Below are 26,638 nucleotides of genomic sequence, written 5' to 3'. Positions count from 1 at the left end.
CGGATGGCTGAGACCCCCCTGTCCTTGGACCGCCGGCGCTCCCCTTGGTTCGCCGTCGACCACCCGGTGGGGACCCAAAAACCCCGCCGCACGATTGGCTGTCGGACGGTGGGGAGAGGACCGAGCGTGCCCGATCGTGGTGCATTCGAGGCGCTGACACAAGGGGGTTCGTTACTGGCGGGTAACGGACGGATAACCGAACGCGGACGGAGAGAGTCCGAACAACAACTGAGGGTGCAGTCAACCGAGTTTTTATACAGGTTGAATACGGGACGGAATCGGACAGAAGATCGAGTCCGACTTACTCCAAGTAACAGCGGCCGCGATTGCCAAGTTTTGGCAAAACGCGGCCGCTGTGCGCCTCCGGCGACAGAACTTTCACTCCGGCATCACAAGCCGCAGCGTTTAACAACTGGTCACTGACGACTCAGAAGAGAACTCGGGCCAGAGCTGTACGCGCCGTCGTCACGCGCGGATCGTCGGCCCCCACGACCTCGAACAGTTCGAGCAGTCGCACACGCGCCGCATCGCGGTCCTCGCCGGCCGAGCGCCCCACCGTCTCGACGAGCCGCCCGAAGGCGTCCTCGACATGACCGCCGATCAGGTCCAGGTCGGCCGCCGCGATCTGCGCCTGCACATCGGCGGGCTTCTCCGCGGCGTCCCTGCGGACCTGCTGCGGGTCGAGCCCCTGCACGCGCTGGAGGAGCTGCGCCTGGCCGAGGCCGAGCTTGGCCTCGGTGTTGCCCGGGTCGTCGGACAGCACGTTCTTGTAGGCCTGCACGGCGCCGTCGAGGTCGCCGGCGTCCAGGGCCTGCACGGCCGCTTCGAGGAGAGCGTCGTAGGGGCCCGCCGGGGCCTCCTCCACGACCGGCGCCTCGCCCTCCGCTTCCGGGTCGACCGCGATGCCGGTGAGCCCGAAGCGCTCCTCGGCGACCTGGATCAACTGGTCGAGCGTGCCGCGGATCTGCTCCTCGGGGGCGGCCCCCTGAAAGAGGGGCAGAGCCTGCCCGGCGACGACGGCGAAGACAGCCGGGATCCCCTGGACCCCGAACTGCTGCATCAGCATCTGGTTGGCGTCTACGTCGATCTTGGCGAGCACGAAGCGGCCGCTGTACTCGGCGGCGAGCCGCTCGAGCAGCGGGCTCAGCTGCTTGCAGGGCTCGCACCACTCGGCCCAGAAGTCGATGACGACGGGCACCTCGGCGGAGCGCTGCAGGACGGCGCTCTCGAAGTCCGCCTCACTGACGTCGATGACGAGACTGGACGGGGACACGGCCCCGCCCCCGCCGTTCCTGGCCGCTTCGGCGCGGGCCTGCTCCGCCTTCGCCTTGGCCTCCTGGGCCGCCTTCACCGCGGCGAGATCGACGACTCCGCTCATGGACATGTTCCGTGGCTGCATGCGTACAGTCTCCCCCTTCCGCGGACAGTTGTGGGCCGGGTCCTGCCCCGTGCACCTCCCGCCGGAATGCGAGACGCATCTGGAGGCACGGAGCGGACTCGGCCTGGTGTGCTTTCGGCACCGGGTCCCCACCCGGCGCCTTGTGGTTGCCGCTCGTCCCGGCCGCCCCGGGGTGCAGATCCGAGGCACTCGTACGAGATCGAGCTTCCGCAGCTTTCGCTACGACTCGTAGCGTAACTGCCATGGGCGGGACGCGGGAACAGGGCCCCGGTGATCAACCGGTGATCTGCCTCACGCGATCTTTCCTCCGTACCCGCCGGTATGGTCGACGACCATGCAGAGCCGCACGCCGTCTCCCTCGTCCCCTTCTTCCCGCCCCTCTCCCCCCTCCAACGTCCGGACGGGGCGTCCGCGTTCCGCCGCGGCGGACGAGGCGATTCTCGAGGCGACCCGGGCGGCGCTCGTGGAGCTCGGCTGGTCGAAGCTGACGCTCGGGGACGTGGCCACGCGCGCGGGTGTCGCGAAGACGACGCTGTACCGCCGCTGGCCGGGCAAGAGCGAGCTCGTCGTGGACGCGGTCGCGGTCCTCTTCGACGAGCTCGAACTGCCGGACCGGGGCTCGCTCGCCGCCGATGTGGAGGGCGTGGTGCGGCAGTTCGCGGCGATCCTGGACCGGCCCGAGACGAAGACGGCGCTGATGGCCGTGGTCGCCGAATCCACCCGCGACGCCCCGCTGCGGGACCGGATCCGTACGTCGATCGTCGACCGCCAGAAGCGGCTCGTACTGGAGGGGCGGGCGCGGGCCGAGCGCCGCGGCGAACTCCCGCCGGCCCCCGACCCGGCCGCCGCCGCGGCCACGGCGGATCTCATCTACGACGTGGCGGCGGGGGCGGTCGTGCACCGCACCCTGGTGAGCGCGGAGCCGGCCGACGCGGAGTGGGTGCGGCGGTTCACGGCCCTCCTGCTGGGAGGGCTCGCGGCCGCCGCGACCGATTAGTGGCTCCTAGGGCCTATGGGTGGGCCCTACTTGTTCCAGGCGCAGCTGCCCAGCGTGGCCCGCTTCTTGGCGACCAGGGCGTCCGCCTCGCCCGCCGGCAGGGCGCGCGTGCGCTTGTCGTGGCAGACCACCGTGCGGTCGGCGCGGCCCGCAAGGTCGACCAGGATCTGGTCCCAATGGCGGTACTGGACGTCGTGCCCGGTGTCCGCGTACGTACGGGTCTTCACGGGCGCCGTGTCGGGCAGGTTGTCGCGCCAGGCCTTGAGCGTGCTCGCGGGCACGGTCGTGTCCTTGTCGCCGTGGTAGAGGAACACCGGCGCCTTCAGCTTCGCCAGGTCCGGTCCCGGACGGTCGCAGTACAGCCGCTGCTCGTGCACCTGCGGCGCCGGATCGGCCTGCTGGCCGCGCTGGTTGTAGGTCCGCGCGCCCTCCTCGTACGCGGTGTCGGCGAAGCCGGGGATCGACTTGACCGGGCTGTCGTCGGGGAAGGCCCACCACTTGCGCGGGTCCTTGATCTCGTCCTTGACGGCGGCCGCCATCTGGTCGTCCGTCAGGTCGCAGGAGGCGGGCTTCTCGCCGTACGGCGGGAGGGCGGCGGCGAGGTGCAGGGCGCTGATCCGCTCGGGGGCCTTGGCGGCGATCTCGGCGGCGTACGGGCCGCCGCCGGATATCGCGATCACCTTGAACTTCTTGACGCCGAGCTTGTCGAGGACCTCGAGGGCGTCCTTGGCGTAGTCGGCCTTGCCGAGCTTCGGGTCGTAGTCGGAGTCGCCGAACCCGTTGCGCTCGACCGTGATCATGCGCAGGTCCAGGTTCGCTCTGGTGGTGCGCATGAAGTCGGTCATGTGGACGGCGCGGGCGCTGGTGCCGGTGCCGCCGATGTAGAGCACGGGGGTGCCGTCGGACGGGCCGGAGTCCGTGTAGTGCGCGGTGCGGCCGGAGGACAGGTCGGCCGCGTGCACGTCGGCGCCGAGCGAGTCGAAGCTGTTCTGCACCTTCGGCTCGGCGGGCGGGCTCGCGCTCACCGCGCCGGTGCCGCCGATGGCGATGCCGCCGAGGAGGGCGGCGGTGGCGATGCCGACGGTGGTGGTTGTGGTGCGGTTGAGCGCGAGGCGCACGGGGGCTCCTGGGGTTGGCGGGGCACTTGGCGTGTCCGCGCCTACCCCAAGATCACGCGGTGACACCTGTCACCGACCCGGCGGACGCCCTCGCCCTTACGCCACGGGCTCCGCCCCGGACCCCGCGAGTCTCGTCCCAGAGCGGGGCTTAAATTTGCGCACCCGCCGCAGAGACTTGATTTTGCGCACCCGCCGCGGGGCGAGGACATGAGATGCCGCCCCGCGCCTTGGGCAATCTGCCGCCTTGGGCGGCAGGGTGGGCAAGGCGGCACCCCGGTGCAGGCCGCACGTCACGGAGGCGCCGGCCCCGGCCGAGCAAGCAGCCCCGGTGCCGCGCAACAGCACGCAGGGCCCCGCCCCGGCGGACCTCAGAACCCCGGCGGCTCCGTATACACGCCCCACTCATCGCGGAGCACCCCGCAGATCTCGCCGAGTGTGGCCTCCGCCCGGGCCGCGTCCAGCATCGGCCCGATCATGTTGGAGCCGTCCCGCGCCGAGGCCAGCATCCGCTCCAACGCCTCCCGCACCGCCCCGTCGTCCCGCCCCGCCTTCCGGTCGCCGAGCACCCGCACCTGATCCCGCTCGACCTCATGACTGACCCGCAGGATCTCCAGGTCACCCGTGACGGACCCTTCCGCCACGTTCACCCCGACGACCCTCTTCTCGCCCTTCTCCAGGGACTGCTGGTACTGGAACGCCGACTCCGCGATCTCGCCCGTGAACCAGCCGTCCTCGATCCCGCGCAGAATGCCGGAGGTCACCGGCCCGATCGGGTGCTGCCCGTCCGGGTGCGCCCGCAGCCCCCGTTCCCTGATCTGCTCGAAGATCTTCTCGGCGTCCGCCTCGATCCGGTCCGTGAGCTGCTCCACGTACCAGGAACCACCCAGCGGGTCGGCCACGTTGCCGACACCCGTCTCCTCCATCAGCACCTGCTGCGTCCGCAGCGCGATCTCCGCCGCCTGCTCGCTCGGCAGCGCGAGCGTCTCGTCGAGCGCGTTCGTGTGCAGGGAGTTGGTGCCGCCGAGGACCGCCGCGAGCGCCTCCACCGCCGTACGGACGACGTTGTTGTAGGGCTGCTGGGCCGTCAGCGACACACCCGCCGTCTGCGTGTGGAAGCGCAGCCACTGCGCCTTCTCGCTCTGCGCCCCGTACACGTCCCGCATCCAACGCGCCCAAATGCGCCGCGCCGCCCGGAACTTGGCGATCTCCTCGAAGAAGTCCACGTGTGCGTCGAAGAAGAAACTCAAGCCCGGGGCGAAGACGTCCACGTCAAGCCCGCGGCTCAACCCCAGCTCCACGTAACCGAATCCGTCGGCCAGCGTGTACGCCAGCTCCTGCGCGGCCGTCGAGCCCGCCTCGCGGATGTGGTACCCGGAGACCGAGAGCGGCTTGTACGCGGGGATGTCGGCGGCGCAGTGCTCCATCAGGTCGCCGATCAGGCGCAGATGCGGCTCGGGCTGGAAGAGCCACTCCTTCTGCGCGATGTACTCCTTGAAGATGTCGGTCTGGAGCGTGCCGTTGAGGACGGCCGGGTCCACTCCCTGGCGCTCCGCCGCCACCAAGTACATGCAGAACACCGGCACGGCCGGGCCGCTGATCGTCATCGACGTCGTGACGTCGCCCAGCGGGATGTCCCGGAACAGGACCTCCATGTCGGCCGCCGAGTCGATGGCGACACCGCAGTGCCCGACCTCGCCGAGCGCACGCGGGTCGTCGGAGTCCCGCCCCATCAACGTAGGCATGTCGAAGGCCACCGAGAGCCCGCCACCGCCGTTGCGGAGGATCATCTTGTAGCGCTCGTTGGTCTGCTCGGCGTTGCCGAACCCCGCGAACTGGCGGATCGTCCACGCGCGCCCCCGGTACCCGGTCGGGTACAGGCCGCGCGTGAACGGGTACTCGCCCGGCCACCCGATCCGCTCGAAGCCCTCGTACGTGTCCCCGGGCCGCGGCCCGTAGGCCGGCTCGACCGGATCCCCGGAGAGCGTGGTGAAGTCCGCGTCACGCTTGCGGGCCTTGTCGTAGCGGGCCTGCCAGCGTCGGCGGCCTTCCTCGATCGCGTCAGCGTCCATGCTTCAAATTTACTTGGACGTCCTACTAAATGTCGATGGCCCACGGCGGCCGATCGCCGGGAAACCGGGCAGGATCAGCCCCGCAGCGCCGCCAGATGCGCCGCCCTCACCTCCGCCGTCTGCCCCTGCACCACCAGGAACAGCCCCTCCCGCGCGAGCCGCTGCGCCGGCGCGGACAGAGCGAACGCGCGCCCGCCCCCGGCCACGATCGCCGCCGTCGTCGCCGCCCGCATCAGGTCGTACGCCCGCGTCTTCACCGCGAGCCGGTCCGCCAGCCGCTCCCCCGCCGGAACCTCGTCCACCAGCGCGTACGCGTCCCGGCGCGCGGCATCGAGGCCCTCGCGCAGCACGCCCGCCGTCTCCTTGGCCTCGGCGTCACCGGACGCGTCGAGCAGGTCCAGGGCGGCGCGCGCGACACCGAAGACGGCCGGGTTGGTGTTGGTGTTCTTCGGCCGGTCGGCGCGCGCCCACTCCTCGTACGGCTGGCGCCCGACGATGTCCTCCTCGGCCACCGTGAGCCCGTCGAGGACCAGGCCGACGGTGCGGGTGCCGGTGAGCGCGGCGAGCTGGAGCGGTTCGGTGGGAGTGAGGCCGGGCTGCTCACGCGGCTCCGCGACGGCGAAGACGACCTCACCGTCCTCGGTCGCGCCACCGAGCAGGAACACCTCGTTGAGGCCCCAGCCCGTGTACCAGGGCACCCGTCCGTCGAAGCGCACCCCGCCGCCCGCCAGCGGCGTCGCCCGCACCGGCAGCTTCGGGAACGCCCGCAGGTGCGAGAAGGCGATGCCCGCGAGCGCGGCGCCCTCGGCCAGCGGGCGCAGCCACCGCTCGCGGACCGCCTCGGCACCCGCGATCAGGTCGCGGACCGGCGAGTGGTGCTGCGCCTGCACGAAGAACGTCGAGCAGCACGCGCCCGCCAGGATCTCCGCGATCTCCCGCCCGACGGCGGCCGGCGCCCCCGAACCCCCGTACGCCACAGGCGCGTTGACGCCCAGCACGCCCGAGGCCTTGACCGCGGCGATCGCCTCGGGCGTGACCCCGGTGCGGTCGTGGGCCTCGGCGGCGGGCGCGAGGACGCCGTCGGCGAGCCGCCGGGCGGCGGCCACCAGCGGGTGGTCCTCAAGGCGGGCTGCGGTGGCGGTCATGCGGGTGCTCCTCGGGGCCGTACGTGCCTGTGGGGACACGGTGTCAGGTCCGTGCCCCCACAGGCGGTCTACATGACCGTGAGGCGCCGCACCGCCTCACCGGTCAGTTCACGGGTGTACGGCTCGGCCCCGCCAAGCGCCCGGTGCAGGGCGAGGCCCTCGATGAGGGCGTCCAGCTGACGCGTCGTGGCCGGGTCGAAGTGCCGCTCCAGCAACTGCCTGCTGCGCGCCATCCATGCCCGCGTCAGCTCCCGGTATTCCGGGCGGCGGGCGGCGAGGGTGTACAGCTCCTGAGTGAGGACCAGGTCGCGCCGGGGACCTTCGGAGAGCGCGTGGATCAGCTCCGTGACGGCCTCCCGCGCCTCGTCCGGGCTGTCCACGCCCGCCAGGTGGCGCTCGAAGACGGCCACGATGTGGTCGGCGAACCCCGTGAACGCCTCGCGCAACAGGTCGTCGATACCGGCGAAGTGGTACGTCATCGAGCCGAGCGGCACCCCGGCGCGCGCGGCGATCTTCCGGTGCGAGACCCCCGCGACGCCCTCGTCCGCGATGTGGTCGAGCGTCGCGGCGAGAATGCGCTCGCGGCGCTTCGGGTCCGCATGTCCTGTGGCCATGCCGCGCGCCTCAGATGTCGCGGACCGGGCGGGCGGGGTTGCCCACCGCGACGACGTTCGCCGGTACGTCCTTCACGACCACGGCGCCCGCGCCGATCACGCTGTTGTCGCCGATGGTCACGCCCGGGCAGACGATGACGCCGCCGCCGAGCCAGACGTTGTCCCCGATGGTGATGGGCAGTGCGGCCTCCAGCTTGTCGCGCCGCGGGCCCGGCTCCACCGGGTGGATGGGCGTGAGCAGTTGGACGCCGGGGCCGATCTGGCAGTCCTCGCCGATGGTGATGCGGGCGACGTCGAGGGCGGTCAGGCGGTAGTTGACGAAGGTGCGGGCGCCGATGGAGATGTTGCTGCCGTAGTCGACGTACAGCGGCGGCCGCAGCTCGACGCCCTCACCGACCGAGCCGAGCAGCTCCGCGAGCACCGGGGCCGCCTTGCCCGGGTCGTCGAGGAAGGCCTCCTCGTACCGGGCGGCGAGCCGCATGGCGCGCTGCTGGCGGCTGGCGATCTCCGGGTCGTCGGCGATGTAGAGGTCACCGGCGAGCATCCGCTCCAGGTTGCTGCGCGGGTCGTCGGCGAAGTGGTCCGTGGGCATGCGGACGAACGTACACCGAGGAGCGTACGAACGTACACTCCTGGTCACAGAAAACGCGCGCGGCCGCTCGATTGGGGGACGCGCGCGCTGTTCCGGGATTCGGGTTACGCCTTGGCGAGGTTCGCGCCGCCGTCGGCGACCTTGGCGTCCAGCTCCGCGGAGATCTTGCGCTCCACGAAGAACGCGGCCGTCGGAATCGTGCCCGCGATGAGCACCCACAGCTGCTTGCCGACCGGCCACTTCGCCTTGGAGCCCAGGTCGAAGGCGACGACGAGGTACACGACGTACAGCCAGCCGTGGGCGATGGCGATGACGCGCGTGAAGTCCGCGGCGCCGTCCATGCCGAACGCGTACTTGGCGATCATGCCGAGGCAGAGGAGGACCAGGAGTACACCGGTGACGTAGGCCATGGTGCGGTAGCGGGTCAACACGGATTTCTTCATGGATACGAGCGTAACCGCCCGAGAAACCCCCGCGTCGGCGGGGACTGCGCACACGGCTGGCTGCACGTGCTGTACCTGGTCGGAACATCCCCGCATCGGCGGGGACCACCGCGCTGACCCGCGAAAACGCTAGCGCGTCAGCTCACTCGGCGTCGTCGAAATCACGTGCCGCCACCCGCAGGGGTCGCAGCATCGCGAAGATCTCGCCGCACTCCTCCGCGTCGTAGACGCCGAGGCCGAAGTCCATCGCCATGAGGTCGCGGGTGGCCGCGTCGACGGCCTCGCGGCCCTTCTCCGTGATGGTGGCGAGCGTGCCGCGCCCGTCGTTGGGGTTGGGGCGCTTGTCGACGAGGCCGGACCTCACGAGCCGGTCGACCGTGTTCGTCACGGACGTGGGGTGCACCATGAGCCGCTCGCCGATCTTCGACATGGGCAGCTCGCCCGCCTTGGAGAAGGTGAGCAGGACCAGCGCCTCGTAGCGCGCGAAGGTGAGCCCGTACGGCTTGACGACCGCGTCGACCTCGGCGAGCAGGATCTGGTGCGCGCGCATGATCGAGGTGATCGCGCCCATGGACGGCACGGACCCCCACCGCTGCTTCCAGAGTTCGTCGGCGCGGGCGATCGGATCGAAGGCGAGAGAGAGGGGCTTCGGCACGTCCCCGACCTTACCGGGCGGTCATATGGCGGTCAGCCCCGTCTCGGTCTTTGGGCTCTCGGCGCGCGCGGAGGCCCGTACTTCCAGGGCGAGCGCCGCGCAGCACAGCCCGCCGACGAGCCCTGCGCCCGCCACGACGGTGGACACGTCGAAGACCTCGGCGGCCGCCCCGGCGAGCGCGGTCCCCACGCCCTGGATGGTCATCAGGCCCGCGTTGTGCAGCGTCATGGCCCGGCCGCGCAGTTCCTCGGGCACCGCGTCCACGAACCAGCGGTCGAGCCCGAGCGTGTACGCGGATCCGGCCCCGGCGAGCAGCAGGATCGCCACCGCCCAGGCGAGGCCGGGCACGGCCGCGTAGCCGATGAGCGGCAGCAGGGTCACCGACGCGAGCGGCAGCGCGATACGGGAGCGGGCCGACGGCGAGAGCAGTGAGCCCGCGGCGAGTTCGCTCGCGACGGTTCCGACGGCCATCGAGCACATCAGGAATCCGACGGCCGCGGCGCCCGCCCCGATCTCGTCCACGTACGCCGCCGCGAGCGCCTCCGGTGCGATCACGAACATGGGCGGCACCCAGAGCAGGAGCAGTAGGGCACGGATGCGGCGGTGGCCGAGGATCTGGCGGGCGCCGGCCAGCGAGTACCGCAGCAGGGCGCCCTCCTTGTCCTTTTCGCGTTGCCGCGCGGGGCGGGCCTTCGTGCACAGGCGCAGCAGGGTGGCCGAGCAGAGGAAGGTGACGACGGTGACGGTGAGCGCGCCGCGCGGGGACACGACCGTGAGGAGTACGCCGCCGAGGCCGAAGCCGACGAGGACCGCGCTCTGCGACACGATGCGCAGCAGCGAGCGGCCGAGCACGAACAGGTCGCCGTCGCCGAGCACATCGGTGAGCGTGGCCATGCGGGTGCCGTTGAACACCGGTGACACGAGCGCGATGACGCAGCGCAGCGCGAGCAGCCCGCCGACCGGGGTGGCCGGCAGCGCCATCAGCGCAGCGCACCCGGCGCACACGAGGTCGCAGGCGACGAGCACCCGCCGCGCCGGGAACCGGTCGGCGATCCCGGACAGCAGCGTCCCGCCGACGAGGTACGGCAGGAAGCCGAGCGTGAAGGTGAGCGCACTGAGCAGCGGCGACCCGGTCAGCCCGTACACGAGCACGCTGAGCGAGATCTCCGCGACGACGACGCCGAAGAGGGAGGCGGCGTGCGCGAGGAACACGGCGCGGAACTCGGCGATACGGAACAGCCTTGTGTAGCCGGGGCGTTCGCGGGCCTTGTCGCCGGCCCTTGCACTGGTCGTGTCGCTGGTCATGGGCCGCAGCCTGCCGCCCGCTCCGCGCCGGTCGTACTGTTTCGGCCTGCGGCGAATGTTGTGGGGAGGGGGCGGGATGCCGTTGCATCTTCGGTTCGGGCAGGAGGATCTGCTGCGGTGCCGGTTCGCGATCTCGCCGCTCTGGGAGACGCAGGAGGCGATCCGTACGCTCAGGCGGCCGGACCGGCACGGCTATCACCTGCCGTGGCTGCGCCGGATCCGGGACGCCGCGCGGGGGCTCGACCTGGCGCCGGTCTGGCTGCTGATGCCGCAGCGGGGGCACACCCCGGACTTCCTCGGCCCGCCCCCGATCGGCCCCGCCGCCACCTTCGACGAGGAGATCGCCGCGTTGCGGGCGACCGGGCCCGACGAGGCGCTGCGCGGCATCACCCAGTCGCTGGCGTGCACGCCGGGCGCGGCCGACACCCCGCTCGGCCGCTCGCTTCTCGCCGAACCGGGGCGCGCTGTAAGGGAGTTGGCGGATCTCGTGGAGCAGGCCTGGCACGTCCTGGTGGAGCCCGAGTGGCCCCGGTTGCGGGCGCTGCTCGAAGCGGATGTGGCGCACCACTCGCGGCGCCTCGCCGAGGTCGGCCTCGAAGGGCTGCTCCGGGAGCTGCATCCACGGGTCGGCTGGGAACCCGGCACCCTCACCCTCACCGCCCGCGCGAGCGAGCACAGCCGGGACCTGGACGGCCGGGGCCTTGTGCTGCTGCCCAGCGTCTTCTGCTGGCCGGACGTGGTCAGCGGCTTCGAACCGCCGTGGCAGCCCACCGTCGCGTACCCGGCGCGGGGCGTCGGTGCGCTGTGGTCCGCGCCGGCCGCGAGGGCGCCCGACGCGCTGGCGAATCTGCTCGGCCGGGGCCGCGCCGACGTACTGTGCGCGCTCGCCGAGCCCGCCTCGACCAGCGCGCTCGCGCACCGGCTCGGGCGCGCGCCGTCGTCCGTGTCGGCGCATCTGGCGGCGCTGCGCGCGGCAGGGCTGCTCTCGTCGCGGCGCCACGGGCATCAGGTGCTGTACGCGCAGACGCCTCTGGGCAGCGCGCTCGTGACGGGCGATCAGGGCGTCTGACGCGGCTCCTCATGCGCGGCGCCTAATGCACAGCGAAAAGACAACCCTGTGTAACGATTGCCCGGTATTTTCGCTTTCGTACGCCTTTTTACGCCCTGTACGCGCTCCGAACCAGGGGGCAGGATGCCCGTCCCACCCACCCATACGCCCGCCCGCACCCCCACCCGCACCTTCGCGCTCACCGGCGCCGCGATCCTGCTGGCCACCTTCGTCATCGGCTGCTCCGACAGCGGCGGCGGTGGCGGCGCGGGCAGCAGCGGCGGCGGCCGCGACTCCGCCGCGGAGGCCGCGCAGCGGACCGCCCCGTCCGGCTCCCCCACCGACTCCTCGCCGTTCTGGGTCGACCCGGACTCCGACGCCTCCGACCAGGTCGCGAAGTGGAAGCGGGAGGGGCGCGGCTCCGACGCCGCCATGGTCGAGCGGATCGCCGCGCACCCGCAGGCGATGTGGGCGCCGGGCGACTATCCGCGCCCGCCGATCTCGGAGGCCGCCGCGCAGGCCAGGAAGGCGGGCAAGACGCTGGTGCTGGTCGCGTACAACATCCTGCACCGCGACTGCGGGCAGCACTCGGCGGGCGGGGCGCACAGCGCGGACTTCTACCACCAGTGGATCGACGCGTTCGCCTCCGGCATCGGGAAGGCGAAGGCCGTCGTCGTCCTCGAACCGGACGCGATCGGGCACATCGTCAGCGGCTGCAGTCCGAAGCAGTACGAGGACGAGCGGTACGCGCTGATGTCGTCGGCGATCGACCGCCTCAAGCGGCAGCCGAACACGAAGGTGTACGTCGATGCCGGGAACCCGGCGTGGATCCCCGACGCGAGCAAGCTGGTGGATCCGTTGCGGCGGGCCGGGGTCGGGAAGGCGGACGGGTTCTCTCTGAACGTGTCCAACTTCCAGACGGACAAGGCCAGCGCGGCGTACGGCCGCCGGCTGTCCGGGCTGCTCGACGGCGCGCACTTCGTGGTCGACACCAGCCGCAACGGTGCGGGGCCCTACGGGGACGGGCAGGGCGACGCGTGGTGCAACCCGCCGGGCCGCGCGCTCGGCTCCGCCCCGACCACGAGGACGGGCAACGCGCTGAACGACGCGAACCTGTGGGTGAAGCGGCCGGGCGAATCGGACGGCACGTGTCGTGGCGGGCCGGCGGCCGGGACCTGGTGGGCGGACTATGCGCTGGGACTGGCCCGGAACAAAACCAGCCCCGCCGGCGATTGAGGCGCGGGGTCCGGGGCGGAGCCCCGCGGGCGCAACCACGGCTCCGTGAGCCTTACTCCACCTGGATCCACTTCGCCTCGGACGAGACCCCGTCCGCGTCGGACACAAACACCATGTACCACCCCGGAGGGACCAACGTCTTGTCCTTGGGGGCGGTCAGCGTCACCGAACCCTTGGACTTCTTGACGTCGAGGGCGATCGAGCGCTGTTCCACGTCCGTCGTGTGGGTCACGGCGGACGGCCGCATGAGGCGGGCCTTGACGATGCCGTCGGCCCGCTTCGTACGGAACGTGGCCCGCCCGCTCGACGGAAGCGTCTCGGGGCCCGCGCCGAGGACGGGTCGCTGATCGCCGCCGCGGTGCAGGGCGGGCGGCGTGTAGATCTCCATGCGCTGCTCGAAGTGGCCGAGCTTGGTGTTCTGCTGGTTGTCGTAGAGCGGGTCGGAGCCGAAGCTGACGACCCGGCCGTCGGGCAGCAGCAGCGCCTCCGAGTGGTAGTTGCGGCCGACCTTGGGGGCGGCGGCCTCCTGGAAGGCGTTCTGCTGGGGGTCGTAGAACTGCGCCTTGTGGATGTTGCTGGCGCTGCGGCCCCGGTAGTCCTTGGATCCGTTCGTCGTGAAGACGGAGTCGTCCGGCATGATGACGGAGTTCAAGTAGCGGGTGCCCTGCGGCAGTTGGGGCCCGGTCTGGAAGGAGGGGCTCTCCTTCTTCAGGTCCACGACCGCTGTGCGGGACGTCGCCTTCTTGGACTCGCCGACACCGCCGCCGCCGAGGATCATGAACCGCTGGTCCTGCGCGGGCGGCAGCAGCAGCGAGGACGAGGTCTCCGTCTGGTCCGTGTCGGTGAGGCCCGGGACCTTCTCGAACTTATTGGTCTTCAGGTCCCACAGGCCGGGGACGCGCCCCTTGGTGGCGGGGCCGTAACCGGCGTTCGAGGCCGGGTAGAAGAGCTTGCCGCCCTTGGTGAGGAAGAGCGCCGGGTAGGTCGGGAAGTAGCGCTTGGGGCCCATCGACCACTTCTTGGTCTTCGGGTCGTAGATCTCGTTGTCGCCGGGGTCGATCATGCCGACGTCGTCGAGCCCGGAGACCGCGAGCACCTTGCCGTCCTCCAGGCCGACGAGCGTGGGATACCAGCGGGCCTTCTCCATCGGGTCGACCGGCACGTACCGCTCGGCGACGGGGTCGAACTCGTAGGCCTCCTTGATCCCCTGGAAGTCCTGCTTCTCCATGGTGATCTTCTCGGAGAGGCCGTACGTATTGTCGGCGTCCTTGCCGCGCAGGCCCTCGATCTCGTACTGGGCATTGTCGTCGGTGACGTGCTGCTCGCCCTTCTGGGCGGCCTCGACGAAGACGCGGGCCTCGCTCGCCTTGATCTTCGTCCTCCACGGCTGCATGACGCCTGCGGCGTTGCGCTTCTTGTCGAAGGCGCGCTTCGCCTTGGGCACGGTGACGTCGAACCTGGAGACGTACTCGGTGCCGGAGGGGGAACGGAACGTGGTCCCCTTCTTCAGGTGAACGGCCTTGTCGGGGCTCTCGTTCTTGACGCGCATGCCGCCGCCGGCCTTCTCGACCTCGCCGTCGAGCCGCTCGTAGCGGGCGGTGCCGCCCGCCACCAGGAGCCGCCCGCCGGGGAGTTGGGCGTGGCCGCCGCAGAAGAAGTCGGCGGGGGTGGGGATCTTCTTGAAGGTGTTCGCCTTCGGGTCCCACAGGACGGTGTCGAAGGTACCCGCGTCGAATTTCTTCTGCTCGTTGCCCGAGCCCGCGACGATGAGGACCTTGCCGGTGTGCAGGAGCGCGGCGTGGATGGCGTTGGTGCGGTACTCCTCGGGGATGTCGATCTGCGACCAGGAGCCGTACTTGGCCTTGTAGCCGGGCTGGGCGATCTTCCAGTCCTCGTACCGCTCGGTGGCGAAGGTCCAGGCGGCCGGGGCGTTCAGGCCGACGAGGAGGGCGACGCCGCCCGCGCCGAGGACGGTCTTCCGCATCCGGCGTGAAGGTCTGTAGGCCATGGGTCAGTTCCCTCCGGTGGTCGACGTGCTGGGGGTCGCCGGCTGCACGGCCCGGACCGGTTCGGCCTCCACCCTCTTGGCGGTCGCGGCCGCCGCGGCCTCGCGGCGCTGCGAGGCGAACCACACGACGGGCGGCGCGAGCGCGATGCACAGCGCGAGGACCGCCCAGGTGCGCATGGCCACGTGGGTGTGGTCGAGGGCGACGGACGCCACGAGCGACGTGGCGAGCACGCCCGCCCAGCACAGGTGGATACGGAAGGTCAGCGGCTGGTCGGCGCTGGCGTCGCCGCCCTTGGGGGTGACGACGAAGCGGCTGGGGCGGCCGAGGAGGGCCGCGCCGAGCGACTTGAGGTAGATGGGCGCGGAGATCGCCGACATCCCCATGCCGGCGAGGCCGCCCGAGCCCTCGGGTTCGTGCGGCGAGACGTTGTGCCGCCGGTTCCAGAGGTAGAGGCCGATCTGGAGGGCGGCCGCGTCGCTGTAGAGCATGAGCCACACGGACGCGGACACCTGCGTGCCGGAGGCGCCCGTCCACAGGAACAGCACGCAACTCAGCACGCCGAGCAGCCAGTTGACGGCCGTCATCGGGTAGTAGACGAGCATCATCGTGTACGAGAAGAGGCGGCCGGGCGGCATCGAGGCCGGCGCCTTCCAGTACTGCCGGAACAGCGTCTCGTACGTGCCGCGCGACCAGCGGGTCTGCTGGGTGAAGAAGTCCGTCCAGGAGGCGGGGCCCTCGCCGACCGCGAGCACGTCGGGGGTGTAGACGGAGCGCCAGCGCTCGTGGGTGTCCGGGTTGCGGTGGCGGTGGATCTCGAAGCCGGTCGCCATGTCCTCGGTGATCGAGTCGACGAGCCCGCCGATCTGCTTCAGGGCGGTGATCCGGACGACGTTGTTGGTGCCGACGAACATGGGGGCGCGGTAGCGGTTGCCCGCGCGCTGGATCAGAGCGTGGAAGAGGAACTGCTGGGACTCGGCGGCCTTGGTGACCGGGGAGTCGTAGTTGCCGTAGACCTGCGGGCCGACGACGAACGCGACGTCGGGGTCGCGGAAGTAGCCGAGCATCCGCTCGAGGAACTCGGGGTGCGGCACGTGGTCGGTGTCGACGGAGGCGAAGAAGTCGTAGTCCGAGCCGTGCGCGGCGAGCCAGGCGTTGTAATTGCCGTGCTTGGTACGGGTCTTGTGGGGGCCCTTCTTCTGGTTCCACTCCGGGATGCCCTTGCGGGTGAAGTGGTGGACGCCGAGCCGGTCGCAGAGCGTCCTGACGTCGGGGTCGTCGCCCTCGTCCAGGAGCCAGACGTCCAGCGGCCCTTCGTGCGTGAGGCGCACGGCGCCCTCGAGGGTGGCCCGCACCATCGCGAGGGGTTCCTTGCCGGGGACGTACGTGGTGAGGAACGCGACGCGGGTGCCGGGCTCGGCACGGACCGGGATCGGGTCCCTGGCGACCATCGTCGCGTGGGCGATGGAGATGACGTTGACGACCATGAACAGCTCGATGAGCCCGATCGCGACGAGCATCACGATGTCGAGCGAGACCAACCAGCGTTCGCCGCCCTCGCGTTCCACCCAGTGGGTGGGCCACACCAGGTACACGAGGAGCGCCCCGGTGAGCAGGGGCGCGAGCGTCATCAGCAGGACGGCTCGTATTCGGTGGGGCTCGTTCGCCAGAAGCGAGGTGTACTGCACCCGGTAGCCGCCGTCGCCGGGCGGCTCGGTGAGCGGCCCGGCGAGCTTGCTGTAGGTGTCGTAGTCGTAGCCCTCGTCAGGCCGCACAGCGCCCTCCAGGATCTGGTGTTCGACCGTCTCGGTACCCCAACAAAAGGGGACTTTCCCGGGCGTGTCGACCAGAGGAGCGCGTACGAGTGAGGTATGAGGAGGGCTACGCCAATCAGCCGTCGGAGAGTTGCCGCTCCACGGTTTCGACCTTCGAGGTCAGGCCGTCGGTGCTGCATCTCCCGGGGACAACCCCCGGACCCCCGGCCACAAAGGCAACCGGCCCGGCACCCCGCAGGGGGGCCGGGCCGGAACCGCAGTGCGCAGCTATTCGGAGAGGTGCCGCTCGACCGTGTCGACCTTCGAGGTCAGACCGTCCGTCACCCCGGGGCGGATGTCCGCCTTCATGACGACCGAGACGCGCGGCGCGCGGGCCTCGACCACCGCGACGGCGCGCTTGACCACCGCCATCACCTCGTCCCACTCACCTTCCACGGAGGTGAACATCGCGTCGGTGCGGTTCGGGAGGCCGGATTCGCGGACCACGCGGACCGCTTCGGCGACGTACTCCCCCACGTCCTCGCCGACCCCGAGCGGGGTCACGGAGAAGGCGACGATCATGCGCTCACGACACCTTCCTGGCGGGCGCGACCCGCGATCACCGCGGCCTCGCCCTCGCGCTTGAGCTTGCGCTCGGCGAAGAAGCCGCCGGTGGGCAGGACCGAGAGGACGAAGTAGAGCGCGGCGGTGCCGAAGCTCCACTTCGTACGGTTCCAGGCGTCGAGCCAGAAGATCACGTACAGGACGAAGAGGACGCCGTGGACCATGCCCATCACGGGCACCCCGTTGAAGTCCGTCGTCCGCTTCAGGACCGAGCAGATCAGCAGCAGCAGGAAGGAGACGGCCTCCGGGGCGGAGACCAGGCGGAGGCGTCGGAGGGCGGAGGCGGTCTTGAGGTCCACGGTGCACCTTCGGCTAAGCGGGGCGGACGGTCGTTGATCTTGTGAATGTACGCACAAGCGTTTTCCCATTGTGGCATCGCGCCGATGGGGGCCTGTCGGCGGGCTCTCCCCGGCGGCTACCGTCGACCTCGTGGCTACGTTCCGACTGCAGGGCAGCAAGGTGCTGGCCGTCGACATGAGCGGCGACAGCGTGAAGGCGAAGAACGGCTCGATGGTCGCCTACGACGGCCGGATGGCGTTCAAGAAGCTGAGCGGGGGTGGCGAGGGGATCCGGGGCATGGTGACCCGGCGCATCACCGGTGAGCAGCTGACCGTGATGGAGGTCAAAGGGGAGGGCACCTGCTGGTTCGCGGACCGGGCGAGCGAGATCAACCTCGTCGGGCTGCGGGGCGAGAAGCTCTACGTCGAGTCGAGCAACCTGCTCTGCACGGACGCTGGACTGCACACCGGCACCTCCTTCACCGGCGTCCGCGGCGCCTCCCAGGGCAACGGCCTGTTCACGACGACCGTCGAGGGCCACGGGCAGGCGGCGATCATGAGCGAGGGCCCGGCCGTCGTCCTGCGCGTCGGCCACGACTACCCGCTGACCGTCGACCCCGGCGCGTACATCGCGCACCAGGGCAACCTGCGGCAGTCGTTCCAGTCGGGGGTGACCTTCCGTACGTTCCTGGGGGAGGGCGGCGGCGAGGCCTTCCAGATCCTCTTCGAGGGCGACGGGCTCGTCTACGTACAGCCCAGTGAGCGCAACACGATCGCGGGGGACGTGTGATGCCGGCACCGGGCTTCCGTGAGATCAACTCGAAGATGGTCGAGGCGACCGTCGTGCCGGGGCAGCGGCTCTACAGCCAGCGCGGCGCGATGCTCGCGTACCAGGGCGACGTCTCCTTCACGCCCAACGTCCAGGGCGGGCAGGGCGGGGTGATGTCCATGCTCGGGCGGCGGGTCGCGAACGAGTCGACGCCGCTGATGACCGTCGAGGGCAGCGGCACCGTGCTGTTCGGGCACGGCGGCCACCACGTCCAGGTGATCACGCTGTCCGGCGACACCCTGTACGTCGAGGCGGACCGCCTGCTCGCCTTCGACGGGGCGCTGCGCCAGGGGACGATGTTCATGGGCGCGCAGGGCGGCGTGATGGGCATGGTGCGCGGCCAGGTGTCCGGGCAGGGTCTGTTCACGACGACGCTGCAGGGCCACGGCTCGGTGGCGGTGATGGCGCACGGCGGGGTCATCGAGCTCCCGATCACCCCCGGCCGGTCGGTGCACGTCGACCCGCAGGCGTACGTGGCGCACCACGGCGACGTACGCAACAAGCTGTCCACAGCGCTCGGCTGGCGGGACATGGTGGGGCGCGGCAGCGGCGAGGCGTTCCAGTTGGAGCTGAGCGGGAGCGGTGCGGTGTACGTACAGGCGTCGGAGGACAAACTGTGAACGCTCATCCGGCCGGGGGCCCGGCGATCTTCGACCCGATGACCCTGCCGGTCGACGACAACGTCAACGCGTACACCTTCTGCGTGGAACTGCGGGGCAGCCAGTGGTTCCTGCAGAAGGGGAAGATGATCGCCCACTACGGGCGGATCGACTTCAACGGCATCGGGCACGGCCGGCTCGACCGGCTCGTGCGCACCTCGTTCCACTCGCCGCTGCACGCGAGCGACTGGGTGGTCGCGGAGGGCAGCGGCAAGATGCTGCTCGCGGACCGGGCCTTCGATGTGAACTCGTACGACCTCGAGAACGGGAACCTGACGATCCGCGCGGGGAATCTGCTCGCTTTTCAGCCAACTCTCGCGCTGAAGCAATCCATCGTTCCCGGCTTCCTCACACTCATTGGCACCGGCAAATTTGTAGCGGCATCAAACGGTCCGGTTGTGTTCATGGAGCCGCCGATCCGGGTCGATCCGCAGGCGCTCGTCGGCTGGGCCGACTGCCCCTCGCCCTGCCACCACTACGACCACGGATACCTGACGGGCGTGATCGGCGGTCTACGTGCGATGACGGGCGTCGGCGGGGTCTCGGGCGAGGAGCATCAGTTCGAGTTCGTGGGCTCCGGGACGGTGCTGCTGCAATCCAGCGAGTCGTTGATGCCGGAACAACCGGTGGGTGACGTACCTCACCAGGGAGGAGTTCCCGGTGGACCAGGGGCGTCGACGGGTCAACCGGGGGCACCGCGTCTTCCCGGACAGCTCGGCGACCTCCAGCGTCGCTTCGGGCTGTGAGCGGTAGTCTGCAGAGTGTGACGTCGAACGCGTGACCCCATTGCGTTCTGGTCCGCACCCCTCGGGTGCCCGGGGTGCGCAGTGTCACCCCCCACATTCGTTCGCCTTTCAACTTCTTAGGTAGAATCGATTCCATGGAGACCGAGACGGCCACGCCGTGGCTGACCGACGAGGAGCAGTGCGCCTGGCGCACCCACCTGGAGGTCAACAGACTGCTCAATTACCAGCTGGAGAAGGATCTCCAGCCCTTTGGCCTGACGATGAACGACTACGAGATCCTGGTGAACCTCTCCGAGGCCGAGGATCTCCGGATGCGGATGAGCGACCTCGCGGCCGCGACCCTGCAGTCCAAGAGTCGGCTCTCGCATCAGATCACCCGCATGGAGAACGCGGGCCTGGTCCGCCGTGAGAACTGCGAGTCGGACCGCCGGGGCCTCTACACCGTGCTCACCGACTACGGCATGGAGACCATGCGGAAGGTCGCCCCGCACCACGTGGCGTCCGTCCGCAGGCACTTCGTGGACCTCATCTCCCCGCAGGAGCTGGGCGGCCTGCGGCAGGCCCTCTCCCCCATCGCGGAACACCTGCGTTCGCAACGCGGCAAACCGTAAATCCGTCAGCCGGAGGGCAGCGCGAGCTCGAAGAGCGCCCCGCCCTCCGGCGCGGATCGCACCGTGAGCGAGCCACCGTGCCGCTCCGCCACGTCCCGGGCGATGGCGAGGCCGAGACCGGCCCCGCCGCCGTCCCGGGTGCGCGCGTCTTCGAGCCGTACGAACCGCTCGAAGATCCGCTCCCGCTCGTCCTCCGGCACGCCCTGCCCGTCGTCGGCGACCCTCAGCACCACCCGGCCGTCCTCCGCGCGCACCGCCACCCGGACCCCGGCGCCGGCGTGCCGCTGCGCGTTGTCCACGAGGTTGCCGAGGACCCGCGCCAACTGGCCGCGGGAGCCGCTGACCTGAGGCACCGCCGCCACGTCCACGGCGACGGGGACCCGGTCGCCGACCCGCTGGGACAGCTCCTCGCGCACCAGGGCGCCCAGGTCGACCTCGGCGCCGCCGGGCTTCTCCCCCGCGTCGAGCCGGGCCAGCAGGAGCAGATCGGCGGCCAGTTCCTGCAGCCGCACCGTGTCCTCGACGGCGCCGTCCACATCGAGCAACTCAGGGTGGGCCGCGCCGACTTCGAGCTGGGTGCGCAGCGAGGCGATCGGGCTGCGCAGCTCGTGCGAGGCGTCGGCGACGAACCGGCGCTGGCGCTCCACGGAGGCCTCCAGCGCGGCGAGCGTCTCGTTCGTGGTGCCGGCGAGCCGGGCCACCTCGTCGTGGGTGTCCGGTTCCGGCACCCGCCTCCCCAGGTCCTGCGACGCCGTGATCGCGGCCATCTCGGCGCGGATGCCCTCCACGGGCCGCAGCGCGCGCCGGGTCACCAGGTACGTCACCCCGCCCACGATGACGAGCAGCACGGGGAAGCCGATCAGCATGGAGGTCAACGCCGTGTTGACCGCGCCCTGTTCGGCTTCGAGGGAGGCGCCCGCGTACACGGTCAGATCCCCGTACGCGGTGTCCTCGACCTCGACCGCGGCGAACCGGTAGTCGGCGCTGTCGCCGTCGATGGTGGCGCTGCCGTCGGTGTAGTCGGTGTCGTCGGAGACGCTGCCGTTCTGCTGGCTGTCGTCTCCCCCGTCGTCGTCGCCGTCGTCATCGGGGCGCGCCGCGCCGGGCTTCACGTCGCTCACGCCGGTGCCGGAGATCTTCTCCAGGTCCTCGGACGTGGCCAGCAGCCTGCCGTCCCCGTCGACGACCTGAACCGGGTCCTCGTCGTCCAGGTCGAGCGCGTCGGGCGCGGTGCCGGTGGCCAGGGAGGTGGCGACGCGGCGGGCCGTGGAGTCGGCGTCGCGGCCCGCCTGCTCGGTGAGGTTGCCGCGCAGCGAGAGCAGCACGGTGGCGCAGGCCGCGACCAGGGCCACCGCGACCACGAGGGTGGCGGCGAGGGCGGCGCGGGCCCGTACGGAGCCGAAGGGCCTCCTCAGCCTGCTCATCGGGGCACCTCCAGTCGGTATCCGGCGCCGCGCACCGTGCGGATGAGGGAGGAGCCGAGCTTGCGCCGCAGAGCGCTCACGTACACCTCGACGATGTTCGGGTCCCCCTCGTACGCGAAGTCCCATACGTGGTCGAGGATCTCGCTCTTGGACACGACCTCACCGGCGCGGGTCACGAGCTGCTCGAGGACCGCGAACTCCTTGGTGGTGAGCGCGACTTCACCGTCCTCGGCGTGGGTGACGCGGCGCGCGGCGGTGTCGACGGCGTAGGGCCCGACGGTGTGCACGGGACTGGCGCCACCGGCGCTGCCCCGGCGCCGCAGCAGCGCCTTCACTCGCGCGACCAGCACCACGTACGAGAACGGCTTGGTCAGGTAGTCGTCCGCGCCGGTGTCGAGCCCCTCGGCCTCGTCGTACTCGCCGTCCTTCGCGGTCAGCATCAGGATCGGCACGTCGTTGCCGGCGGCGCGCAGGGCGGCGCAGACCCGGTAGCCGTTCATGCCGGGCAGCATGATGTCGAGCACGACCAGGTCGTACGCCGCCTCGCTCGCCTGGTGCAGGCCTTCCAGGCCGTCGTGGACCACGTCGACGGCGTAGCCCTCGGCGGTGAGTCCCTTGGCGAGCGACAGGGCCAGCCGCTTTTCGTCCTCGACGATCAACAAGCGCATGCGTTCAGGGTGGCAGGTCGAACCTGAAGAACCCTTCAGGGTCCTTCAGCGGGGCTTCAGGGTCGTCAGGGCAGTGTGTTTCTCGAAGGACGGACAGGGCGGCCCGAAGCCGCCCACCAACCACGGGAGAAGCTCATGAAGCGCCGTACCACTGTCATCTCCGCCGTCGCCGCCATGGCCCTGCTCGGCGGAGGCACGGCCACCGCGGTCGCGGTCACCGGCGACGACGGCGGCTCGTCGAGCGCGGCCCAGTCGTCCGTGCGGGTCAAGGACGACGACGGCGTGAGCGACAACCAGGAGGAGGTCAACGAGGCGAAGGGCGCCCAGGTCAAGGCCGAGGACGCCATCGCCGCCGCCCTGAAGCACACGTCCGGCACGGCCGTCGGCGCCGACCTCGACTCCGACGACGGCCGGCTCGTCTGGGACGTCGACGTGATCGGCTCCGGCAACAAGTGGCAGCACGTCGAGGTCGACCCGGGCACGGGCAAGGTGCTCGGCTCCCACACGGAGCGCGACGACGACGGTGACGACAGCGCGGCCCATGTCGCGGCGACCCTGAAGGGCGCGTCCACGTCGGCCGAGGACGCCGCCAAGGCCGCGGCCTCGAAGGGCACGGTCACGTCGGTGGACGCGGACGACGACGGCTCGGTCAAGGTCTGGGAGGTCGAGACGACGTCGGCGAACGGGGCGGAGCACGACTGGCACGTGGACTTCCAGTCGGGTGCGGTGTCCGTGGACCACTCGTCGGACGACGACGGCGACGACGACTGACGTCCATCCGGGCGGTCACCCGGAACCGGGGCGGAGCCACAGGGCTCCGCCCCGGTTCGCGTGGGCTGGGCTTGATCGCCCCTGCTCCCACGACGGTCCGGCCCACCCACGCCCACGCCACGGGGCTCCGCCCCGGCCCCCGCTGCTCAATCGCCGCAGGGGCTTAATTTTGCCTACTCGCCGCCGACAAGGGCCCCGCCCATCTCCCTCCCACCCGCCCCCTCCGGGGGCGTCGGCCCGACGGGGTACCGCCCCGCCTTGGGCGAGTAGCCGCAAGGACGGCTCCCCGCCAATTACGGTCGACCGCCACCGCCTCGGGCAATCCGCCGCAGACACGGCTCCCCACCCGAGCCGGTCGACCGCACCCGCCTCGGGCAATCCGCCGCAGACACGGCTCCCCACCCGTTGCGGTCGGCCGCCCCCGCCTTGGGCAATCTGCCGCCTTGGGCGGCAGGGTGGGCAAGGCGGCACCCCGGTGCCGCGCAACGCGAACGACGGGCGCCGGCCCCGGTACCGCCCATGGCACCACGTGCAGGCCGCACCAAACTCAGGCGCCGGCCCCGGTACAGGTGACTGCCCCGGCGTAGGCCGCACTCACCTCAGGCGCCGACCCCGGCCCCCGGCTCACCGACCCGTCAGGCCCGCCACCAGCTCGTCCGCCGCCCGGTACGGGTCCAGGTCGCCGGAGACGATGCGGGCGGCCAGGGCGCCGAGGCGGCGGTCTCCGGAGAGGTCGCCGATGCGTTCGCGCAGCGCCGTCACGGCGATCGTTTCCACCTCGCGGGCCGCCCGCGCCGCCCGCCGCTCGGAGAGCACATCGTGCTCCTCCATCCACGCCCGGTGCTTCTCCAGCGCCTCGACGACCTCGTCGACGCCCTCCCCGCGCGCGGCGACCGTCTTCACGATCGGCGGGCGCCAGTCGCCGGGGGCACGGGATTCACCGAGCCCCAGCATGTGGTTCAGCTCGCGGGCCGTGGCATCCGCCCCGTCCCGGTCGGCCTTGTTGACCACGTACACGTCGCCGATCTCCAGGATCCCTGCCTTGGCCGCCTGGATGCCGTCACCCATGCCGGGGGCCAGCAGGACCACCGACGTGTCCGCCTGCGAGGCGATCTCGACCTCGGACTGGCCGACGCCGACCGTCTCGACGAGTACGACGTCGCAGCCCGCCGCGTCCAGGACACGGATCGCCTGCGGCGCCGCCCACGCGAGCCCGCCCAGATGCCCGCGCGTCGCCATCGAGCGGATGTAGACCCCGGGGTCGGACGCGTGCTCCGACATCCGCACCCGGTCGCCAAGGAGCGCGCCACCGCTGAACGGCGACGACGGGTCGACGGCGAGCACGCCGACCCGCTTCCCGACCCGCCGGTACGCACTCACGAGCGCCGAGGTCGAAGTCGACTTGCCGACACCCGGCGAACCGGTGAGACCGACCACGTAGGCCCCACCCGTGAGCGGAGCCAACGCGGCCATGACCTCGCGCAGCTGCGGGGACGCCCCCTCCACCAGCGAGATCAGCCGGGCCACGGCACGCGGCCTGCCCTCCCTCGCCTGCGCGACCAACGTGGGGACGTCCTGCATCACAGCTCCGTTCACCAGTTCTCGTACACCGACGAAGACGTCATTCGAATACGAAGGCGTTATGCCTTGGGTACCCGCACGACCAGCGCGTCACCCTGACCGCCGCCACCGCACAGGGCCGCCGCGCCGACACCGCCGCCGCGCCGCTTCAGCTCCAGGGCGAGGTGCAGGACGATGCGCGCGCCGGACATCCCGATCGGGTGACCCAGCGCGATGGCCCCGCCGTTGACGTTCACCTTTTCCGAGGACACTCCGAGGTCCTTCATTGACTGCACGGCGACCGCCGCGAAGGCCTCGTTGATCTCGATGAGGTCGAGGTCCTCGGTGCCGATGCCCTCCTTCTTGAGGGCGTGCTGGATGGCGTTCGAGGGCTGCGACTGCAAGGAGTTGTCCGGGCCCGCGACGTTGCCGTGCGCGCCGATCTCGGCGATCCAGTCCAGGCCCAGCTCCAGCGCCTTCGCCTTGCTCATGACGACGACCGCGGCGGCGCCGTCCGAGATCTGCGAGGAGGTGCCGGCGGTGATCGTGCCGCCCTTGTCGAAGGCCGGACGCAGCTTGCCGAGGGACTCCGCGGTGGTCTCCGCGCGGATGCCCTCGTCCTTGCTGAAGACGACCGGCTCGCCCTTGCGCTGCGGGATCTCGACGGGCGTGATCTCGGCCTCGAAGATGCCGTTCTTCTGCGCCGCGGCGGCCCGCTGGTGCGACAGGGCGGCCACCTCGTCCTGCTCGGGACGGGCGATGCCGAGGCGGGTGTTGTGCTTCTCCGTCGACGCGCCCATGGGGATGTTCTCGAAGGCGTCGGTGAGGCCGTCGTGCGCCATCGCGTCGAGCATCTCGACCGCGCCGTACTTGTAGCCCTCGCGGGACTTCGGCAGCAGGTGCGGCGCGTTCGTCATGGACTCCTGGCCACCGGCCACGACCACGTCGAACTCGCCGGCGCGCACGAGCTGGTCGGCCAGCGCGATGGCGTCGAGCCCGGACAGACACACCTTGTTGATCGTGAGCGCCGGGACGTTCATCGGAATGCCCGCCTTGACCGCGGCCTGGCGCGCCGGGATCTGCCCTGCCCCGGCCTGCAGCACCTGGCCCATGATCACGTACTGCACCTGGTCGCCACCGATTCCCGCACGGTCGAGGGCGGCCTTGATCGCGAAGCCGCCCAGGTCGGCTCCGGAGAAGGACTTGAGCGAGCCGAGCAGACGGCCCATGGGCGTCCGCGCGCCCGCGACGATCACTGACGTGGTACCGGTCGTTCCTGACATGAGGCACGGCCCCTTGGAGGTGAGAAGTGAACGAGGGTTTACTCGAATGTACTGACCGGTATGGCGCACGTCATCGTCACCGGGGTGTGATCGCGCGCACGTTGCGTAACCACCTCGAACCGCGCTGCACTTAAAGCATGCTGACGCGAATCGACCACATCGGGATCGCCTGCTTCGACCTCGACAAGACCGTCGAGTTCTACCGGGCCACGTACGGCTTCGAGGTGTACCACTCCGAGGTCAACGAGGAGCAGGGCGTGCGCGAGGCCATGCTCAAGGTCAACGAGACGAGCGACGGGGGCGCCACCTACCTCCAGCTGCTCGAACCCACCCGCGAGGACTCCGCCGTCGGCAAGTGGCTGGCCAAGAACGGCGAGGGTGTGCACCACATCGCCTTCGGCACGGCCGACGTCGACACGGACGCGAACGACATCAAGAACAAGGGCGTACGCGTCCTCTACGAAGAGCCCCGACGTGGCTCGATGGACTCGCGCATCACGTTCCTGCACCCCAAGGACTGTCACGGCGTACTGACCGAACTCGTCACTGCGGCACCTAAGGACTCGGTGGAGCACTGACCTCCACATAGCCGGGCCGGTAGGGTTGTGGGGCGGCTGCCGTCTCCAACGGCCAGTCGTGGGCCGGGGTCCGGGTATCGGGGGACGAGGGTCGGGGCAAGTCGGGCAGCACACGGCATCAGCCGTAACGGTCCGACGGCGCCGTCCCATTCGATCTGACACCATTCCCCGGGGGCGCCGTTCGCGGGATGGGCGGGGCTCGTAAGAAGAACTTGCGACCAGGGGA

26 protein-coding genes are annotated in these 26,638 nt (G+C 70.8%); 9 read left to right on the top strand and 17 right to left on the bottom strand.

The genetic code is table 11. From position 1 onward, the window contains the following. Positions 1 to 427 precede the first annotated feature (427 nt). A complete protein-coding gene (locus tag OG746_RS11770; RefSeq protein WP_266714221.1) occupies positions 428 to 1,399 on the bottom strand; it encodes a tetratricopeptide repeat protein in 972 nt (323 codons plus the stop codon). Positions 1,400 to 1,733: 334 nt separating this feature from the next. On the opposite strand from OG746_RS11770, the gene OG746_RS11765 reads away from it, so the two are divergent. Further along, positions 1,734 to 2,396 (top strand): TetR/AcrR family transcriptional regulator, encoded by a 663-nt coding sequence (locus OG746_RS11765; protein ID WP_266714219.1) that lies wholly within the window; start codon positions 1,734 to 1,736, stop codon positions 2,394 to 2,396. A gap of 26 nt (positions 2,397 to 2,422) precedes the next feature. Here the strand turns inward: OG746_RS11765 and OG746_RS11760 are convergent, their stop codons facing one another. The 8 genes from OG746_RS11760 to OG746_RS11725 form a co-directional block, all read right to left on the bottom strand. Continuing rightward, on the bottom strand, positions 2,423 to 3,514 hold the full coding sequence (locus OG746_RS11760; protein ID WP_266714217.1) for an alpha/beta fold hydrolase: 1,092 nt from the start codon (positions 3,512 to 3,514) through the stop codon (positions 2,423 to 2,425). A 368-nt stretch (positions 3,515 to 3,882) separates the two neighbouring features. Continuing rightward, complete coding sequence (gene icmA / locus OG746_RS11755) at positions 3,883 to 5,583, bottom strand: coenzyme B12-dependent isobutyryl-CoA mutase large subunit (protein ID WP_266714215.1); 1,701 nt, start codon at positions 5,581 to 5,583, stop codon at positions 3,883 to 3,885. Positions 5,584 to 5,657: 74 nt separating this feature from the next. Further along, positions 5,658 to 6,728, bottom strand: a complete 1,071-nt coding sequence (locus OG746_RS11750) for an acyl-CoA dehydrogenase family protein (protein WP_266714213.1) — start codon at positions 6,726 to 6,728, stop codon at positions 5,658 to 5,660. 68 nt (positions 6,729 to 6,796) lie between these two features. Next, a complete protein-coding gene (locus OG746_RS11745; RefSeq protein ID WP_266714211.1) occupies positions 6,797 to 7,342 on the bottom strand; it encodes a TetR/AcrR family transcriptional regulator in 546 nt (181 codons plus the stop codon). Positions 7,343 to 7,352: 10 nt separating this feature from the next. Beyond that, positions 7,353 to 7,934 carry a sugar O-acetyltransferase gene (locus OG746_RS11740; protein ID WP_266714209.1) on the bottom strand — a complete coding sequence of 194 codons (582 nt, stop codon included), beginning with the start codon at positions 7,932 to 7,934 and terminating at the stop codon, positions 7,353 to 7,355. A gap of 104 nt (positions 7,935 to 8,038) precedes the next feature. Continuing rightward, entirely contained in the window at positions 8,039 to 8,377 is a 339-nt protein-coding gene (locus tag OG746_RS11735) for a DUF3817 domain-containing protein (RefSeq protein ID WP_266714207.1), read from the bottom strand. A 142-nt stretch (positions 8,378 to 8,519) separates the two neighbouring features. Next, the gene (locus OG746_RS11730; RefSeq protein WP_266714205.1) at positions 8,520 to 9,032 is read right to left on the bottom strand and encodes a MarR family winged helix-turn-helix transcriptional regulator; all 513 of its coding nucleotides are present in this window, start codon (positions 9,030 to 9,032) and stop codon (positions 8,520 to 8,522) included. A gap of 21 nt (positions 9,033 to 9,053) precedes the next feature. Then, positions 9,054 to 10,337, bottom strand: coding sequence for an MFS transporter (locus tag OG746_RS11725; protein WP_266714203.1), 1,284 nt, complete (start codon positions 10,335 to 10,337; stop codon positions 9,054 to 9,056). Positions 10,338 to 10,413: 76 nt separating this feature from the next. On the opposite strand from OG746_RS11725, the gene OG746_RS11720 reads away from it, so the two are divergent. After that, on the top strand, positions 10,414 to 11,406 hold the full coding sequence (locus OG746_RS11720) for a DUF5937 family protein (protein WP_266714201.1): 993 nt from the start codon (positions 10,414 to 10,416) through the stop codon (positions 11,404 to 11,406). A 123-nt stretch (positions 11,407 to 11,529) separates the two neighbouring features. Next, entirely contained in the window at positions 11,530 to 12,621 is a 1,092-nt protein-coding gene (locus OG746_RS11715) for a glycoside hydrolase family 6 protein (protein ID WP_266714199.1), read from the top strand. Positions 12,622 to 12,673: 52 nt separating this feature from the next. Here OG746_RS11715 and glxA read toward each other — a convergent pair whose 3' ends face one another. From glxA to OG746_RS11695, 4 genes are all read right to left on the bottom strand, one after another. Then, positions 12,674 to 14,629 carry a radical copper oxidase GlxA gene (gene glxA, locus OG746_RS11710; RefSeq protein WP_266714197.1) on the bottom strand — a complete coding sequence of 652 codons (1,956 nt, stop codon included), beginning with the start codon at positions 14,627 to 14,629 and terminating at the stop codon, positions 12,674 to 12,676. Between the two features lie 3 nt (positions 14,630 to 14,632). Continuing rightward, positions 14,633 to 16,402: a glycosyltransferase family 2 protein gene (locus OG746_RS11705; protein WP_266714195.1), complete on the bottom strand. Its 1,770-nt coding sequence runs from the start codon at positions 16,400 to 16,402 to the stop codon at positions 14,633 to 14,635. Positions 16,403 to 16,669: 267 nt separating this feature from the next. Beyond that, positions 16,670 to 16,963: an MTH1187 family thiamine-binding protein gene (locus OG746_RS11700; RefSeq protein WP_266714193.1), complete on the bottom strand. Its 294-nt coding sequence runs from the start codon at positions 16,961 to 16,963 to the stop codon at positions 16,670 to 16,672. Continuing rightward, positions 16,960 to 17,304 (bottom strand): DUF3817 domain-containing protein, encoded by a 345-nt coding sequence (locus tag OG746_RS11695; RefSeq protein ID WP_266714191.1) that lies wholly within the window; start codon positions 17,302 to 17,304, stop codon positions 16,960 to 16,962. The genes OG746_RS11700 and OG746_RS11695 overlap by 4 nt, the downstream gene beginning before the upstream one ends. A 130-nt stretch (positions 17,305 to 17,434) precedes the next feature. Here OG746_RS11695 and OG746_RS11690 point away from each other — a divergent pair, with 130 nt between their 5' ends. From OG746_RS11690 to OG746_RS11675, 4 genes are all read left to right on the top strand, one after another. Continuing rightward, positions 17,435 to 18,073: an AIM24 family protein gene (locus OG746_RS11690; RefSeq protein WP_266714189.1), complete on the top strand. Its 639-nt coding sequence runs from the start codon at positions 17,435 to 17,437 to the stop codon at positions 18,071 to 18,073. After that, complete coding sequence (locus tag OG746_RS11685; protein WP_266714187.1) at positions 18,073 to 18,732, top strand: AIM24 family protein; 660 nt, start codon at positions 18,073 to 18,075, stop codon at positions 18,730 to 18,732. Before OG746_RS11690 ends, OG746_RS11685 begins: the two co-directional genes overlap by 1 nt. Positions 18,733 to 18,770: 38 nt before the next feature. Beyond that, the gene (locus OG746_RS11680) at positions 18,771 to 19,517 is read left to right on the top strand and encodes an AIM24 family protein (protein ID WP_266714185.1); all 747 of its coding nucleotides are present in this window, start codon (positions 18,771 to 18,773) and stop codon (positions 19,515 to 19,517) included. Between the two features lie 134 nt (positions 19,518 to 19,651). Further along, positions 19,652 to 20,128, top strand: a complete 477-nt coding sequence (locus OG746_RS11675) for a MarR family winged helix-turn-helix transcriptional regulator (protein WP_266714183.1) — start codon at positions 19,652 to 19,654, stop codon at positions 20,126 to 20,128. Positions 20,129 to 20,133: 5 nt separating this feature from the next. Here the strand turns inward: OG746_RS11675 and OG746_RS11670 are convergent, their stop codons facing one another. After that, positions 20,134 to 21,543 (bottom strand): sensor histidine kinase, encoded by a 1,410-nt coding sequence (locus OG746_RS11670; protein ID WP_266718880.1) that lies wholly within the window; start codon positions 21,541 to 21,543, stop codon positions 20,134 to 20,136. Positions 21,544 to 21,548: 5 nt separating this feature from the next. Next, positions 21,549 to 22,220 (bottom strand): response regulator transcription factor, encoded by a 672-nt coding sequence (locus tag OG746_RS11665; protein ID WP_266714181.1) that lies wholly within the window; start codon positions 22,218 to 22,220, stop codon positions 21,549 to 21,551. Positions 22,221 to 22,355: 135 nt separating this feature from the next. On the opposite strand from OG746_RS11665, the gene OG746_RS11660 reads away from it, so the two are divergent. Continuing rightward, entirely contained in the window at positions 22,356 to 22,991 is a 636-nt protein-coding gene (locus tag OG746_RS11660; protein ID WP_266714179.1) for a PepSY domain-containing protein, read from the top strand. A 624-nt stretch (positions 22,992 to 23,615) separates the two neighbouring features. Here the strand turns inward: OG746_RS11660 and meaB are convergent. After that, complete coding sequence (gene meaB / locus OG746_RS11655) at positions 23,616 to 24,572, bottom strand: methylmalonyl Co-A mutase-associated GTPase MeaB (RefSeq protein ID WP_266714177.1); 957 nt, start codon at positions 24,570 to 24,572, stop codon at positions 23,616 to 23,618. A 59-nt stretch (positions 24,573 to 24,631) separates the two neighbouring features. After that, complete coding sequence (locus OG746_RS11650) at positions 24,632 to 25,834, bottom strand: acetyl-CoA C-acetyltransferase (RefSeq protein ID WP_266714175.1); 1,203 nt, start codon at positions 25,832 to 25,834, stop codon at positions 24,632 to 24,634. 137 nt (positions 25,835 to 25,971) lie between these two features. On the opposite strand from OG746_RS11650, the gene mce reads away from it, so the two are divergent. After that, a complete protein-coding gene (mce, locus tag OG746_RS11645) occupies positions 25,972 to 26,412 on the top strand; it encodes a methylmalonyl-CoA epimerase (RefSeq protein WP_266714173.1) in 441 nt (146 codons plus the stop codon). Positions 26,413 to 26,638 lie beyond the last annotated feature (226 nt).

This window comes from Streptomyces sp. NBC_01016, assembly GCF_026341035.1.
Lineage (GTDB): Bacteria > Actinomycetota > Actinomycetes > Streptomycetales > Streptomycetaceae > Streptomyces.
The sequence above is the reverse complement of the archived record's forward strand: the minus strand, read 5'-3'. Positions and strand labels throughout refer to the sequence as shown.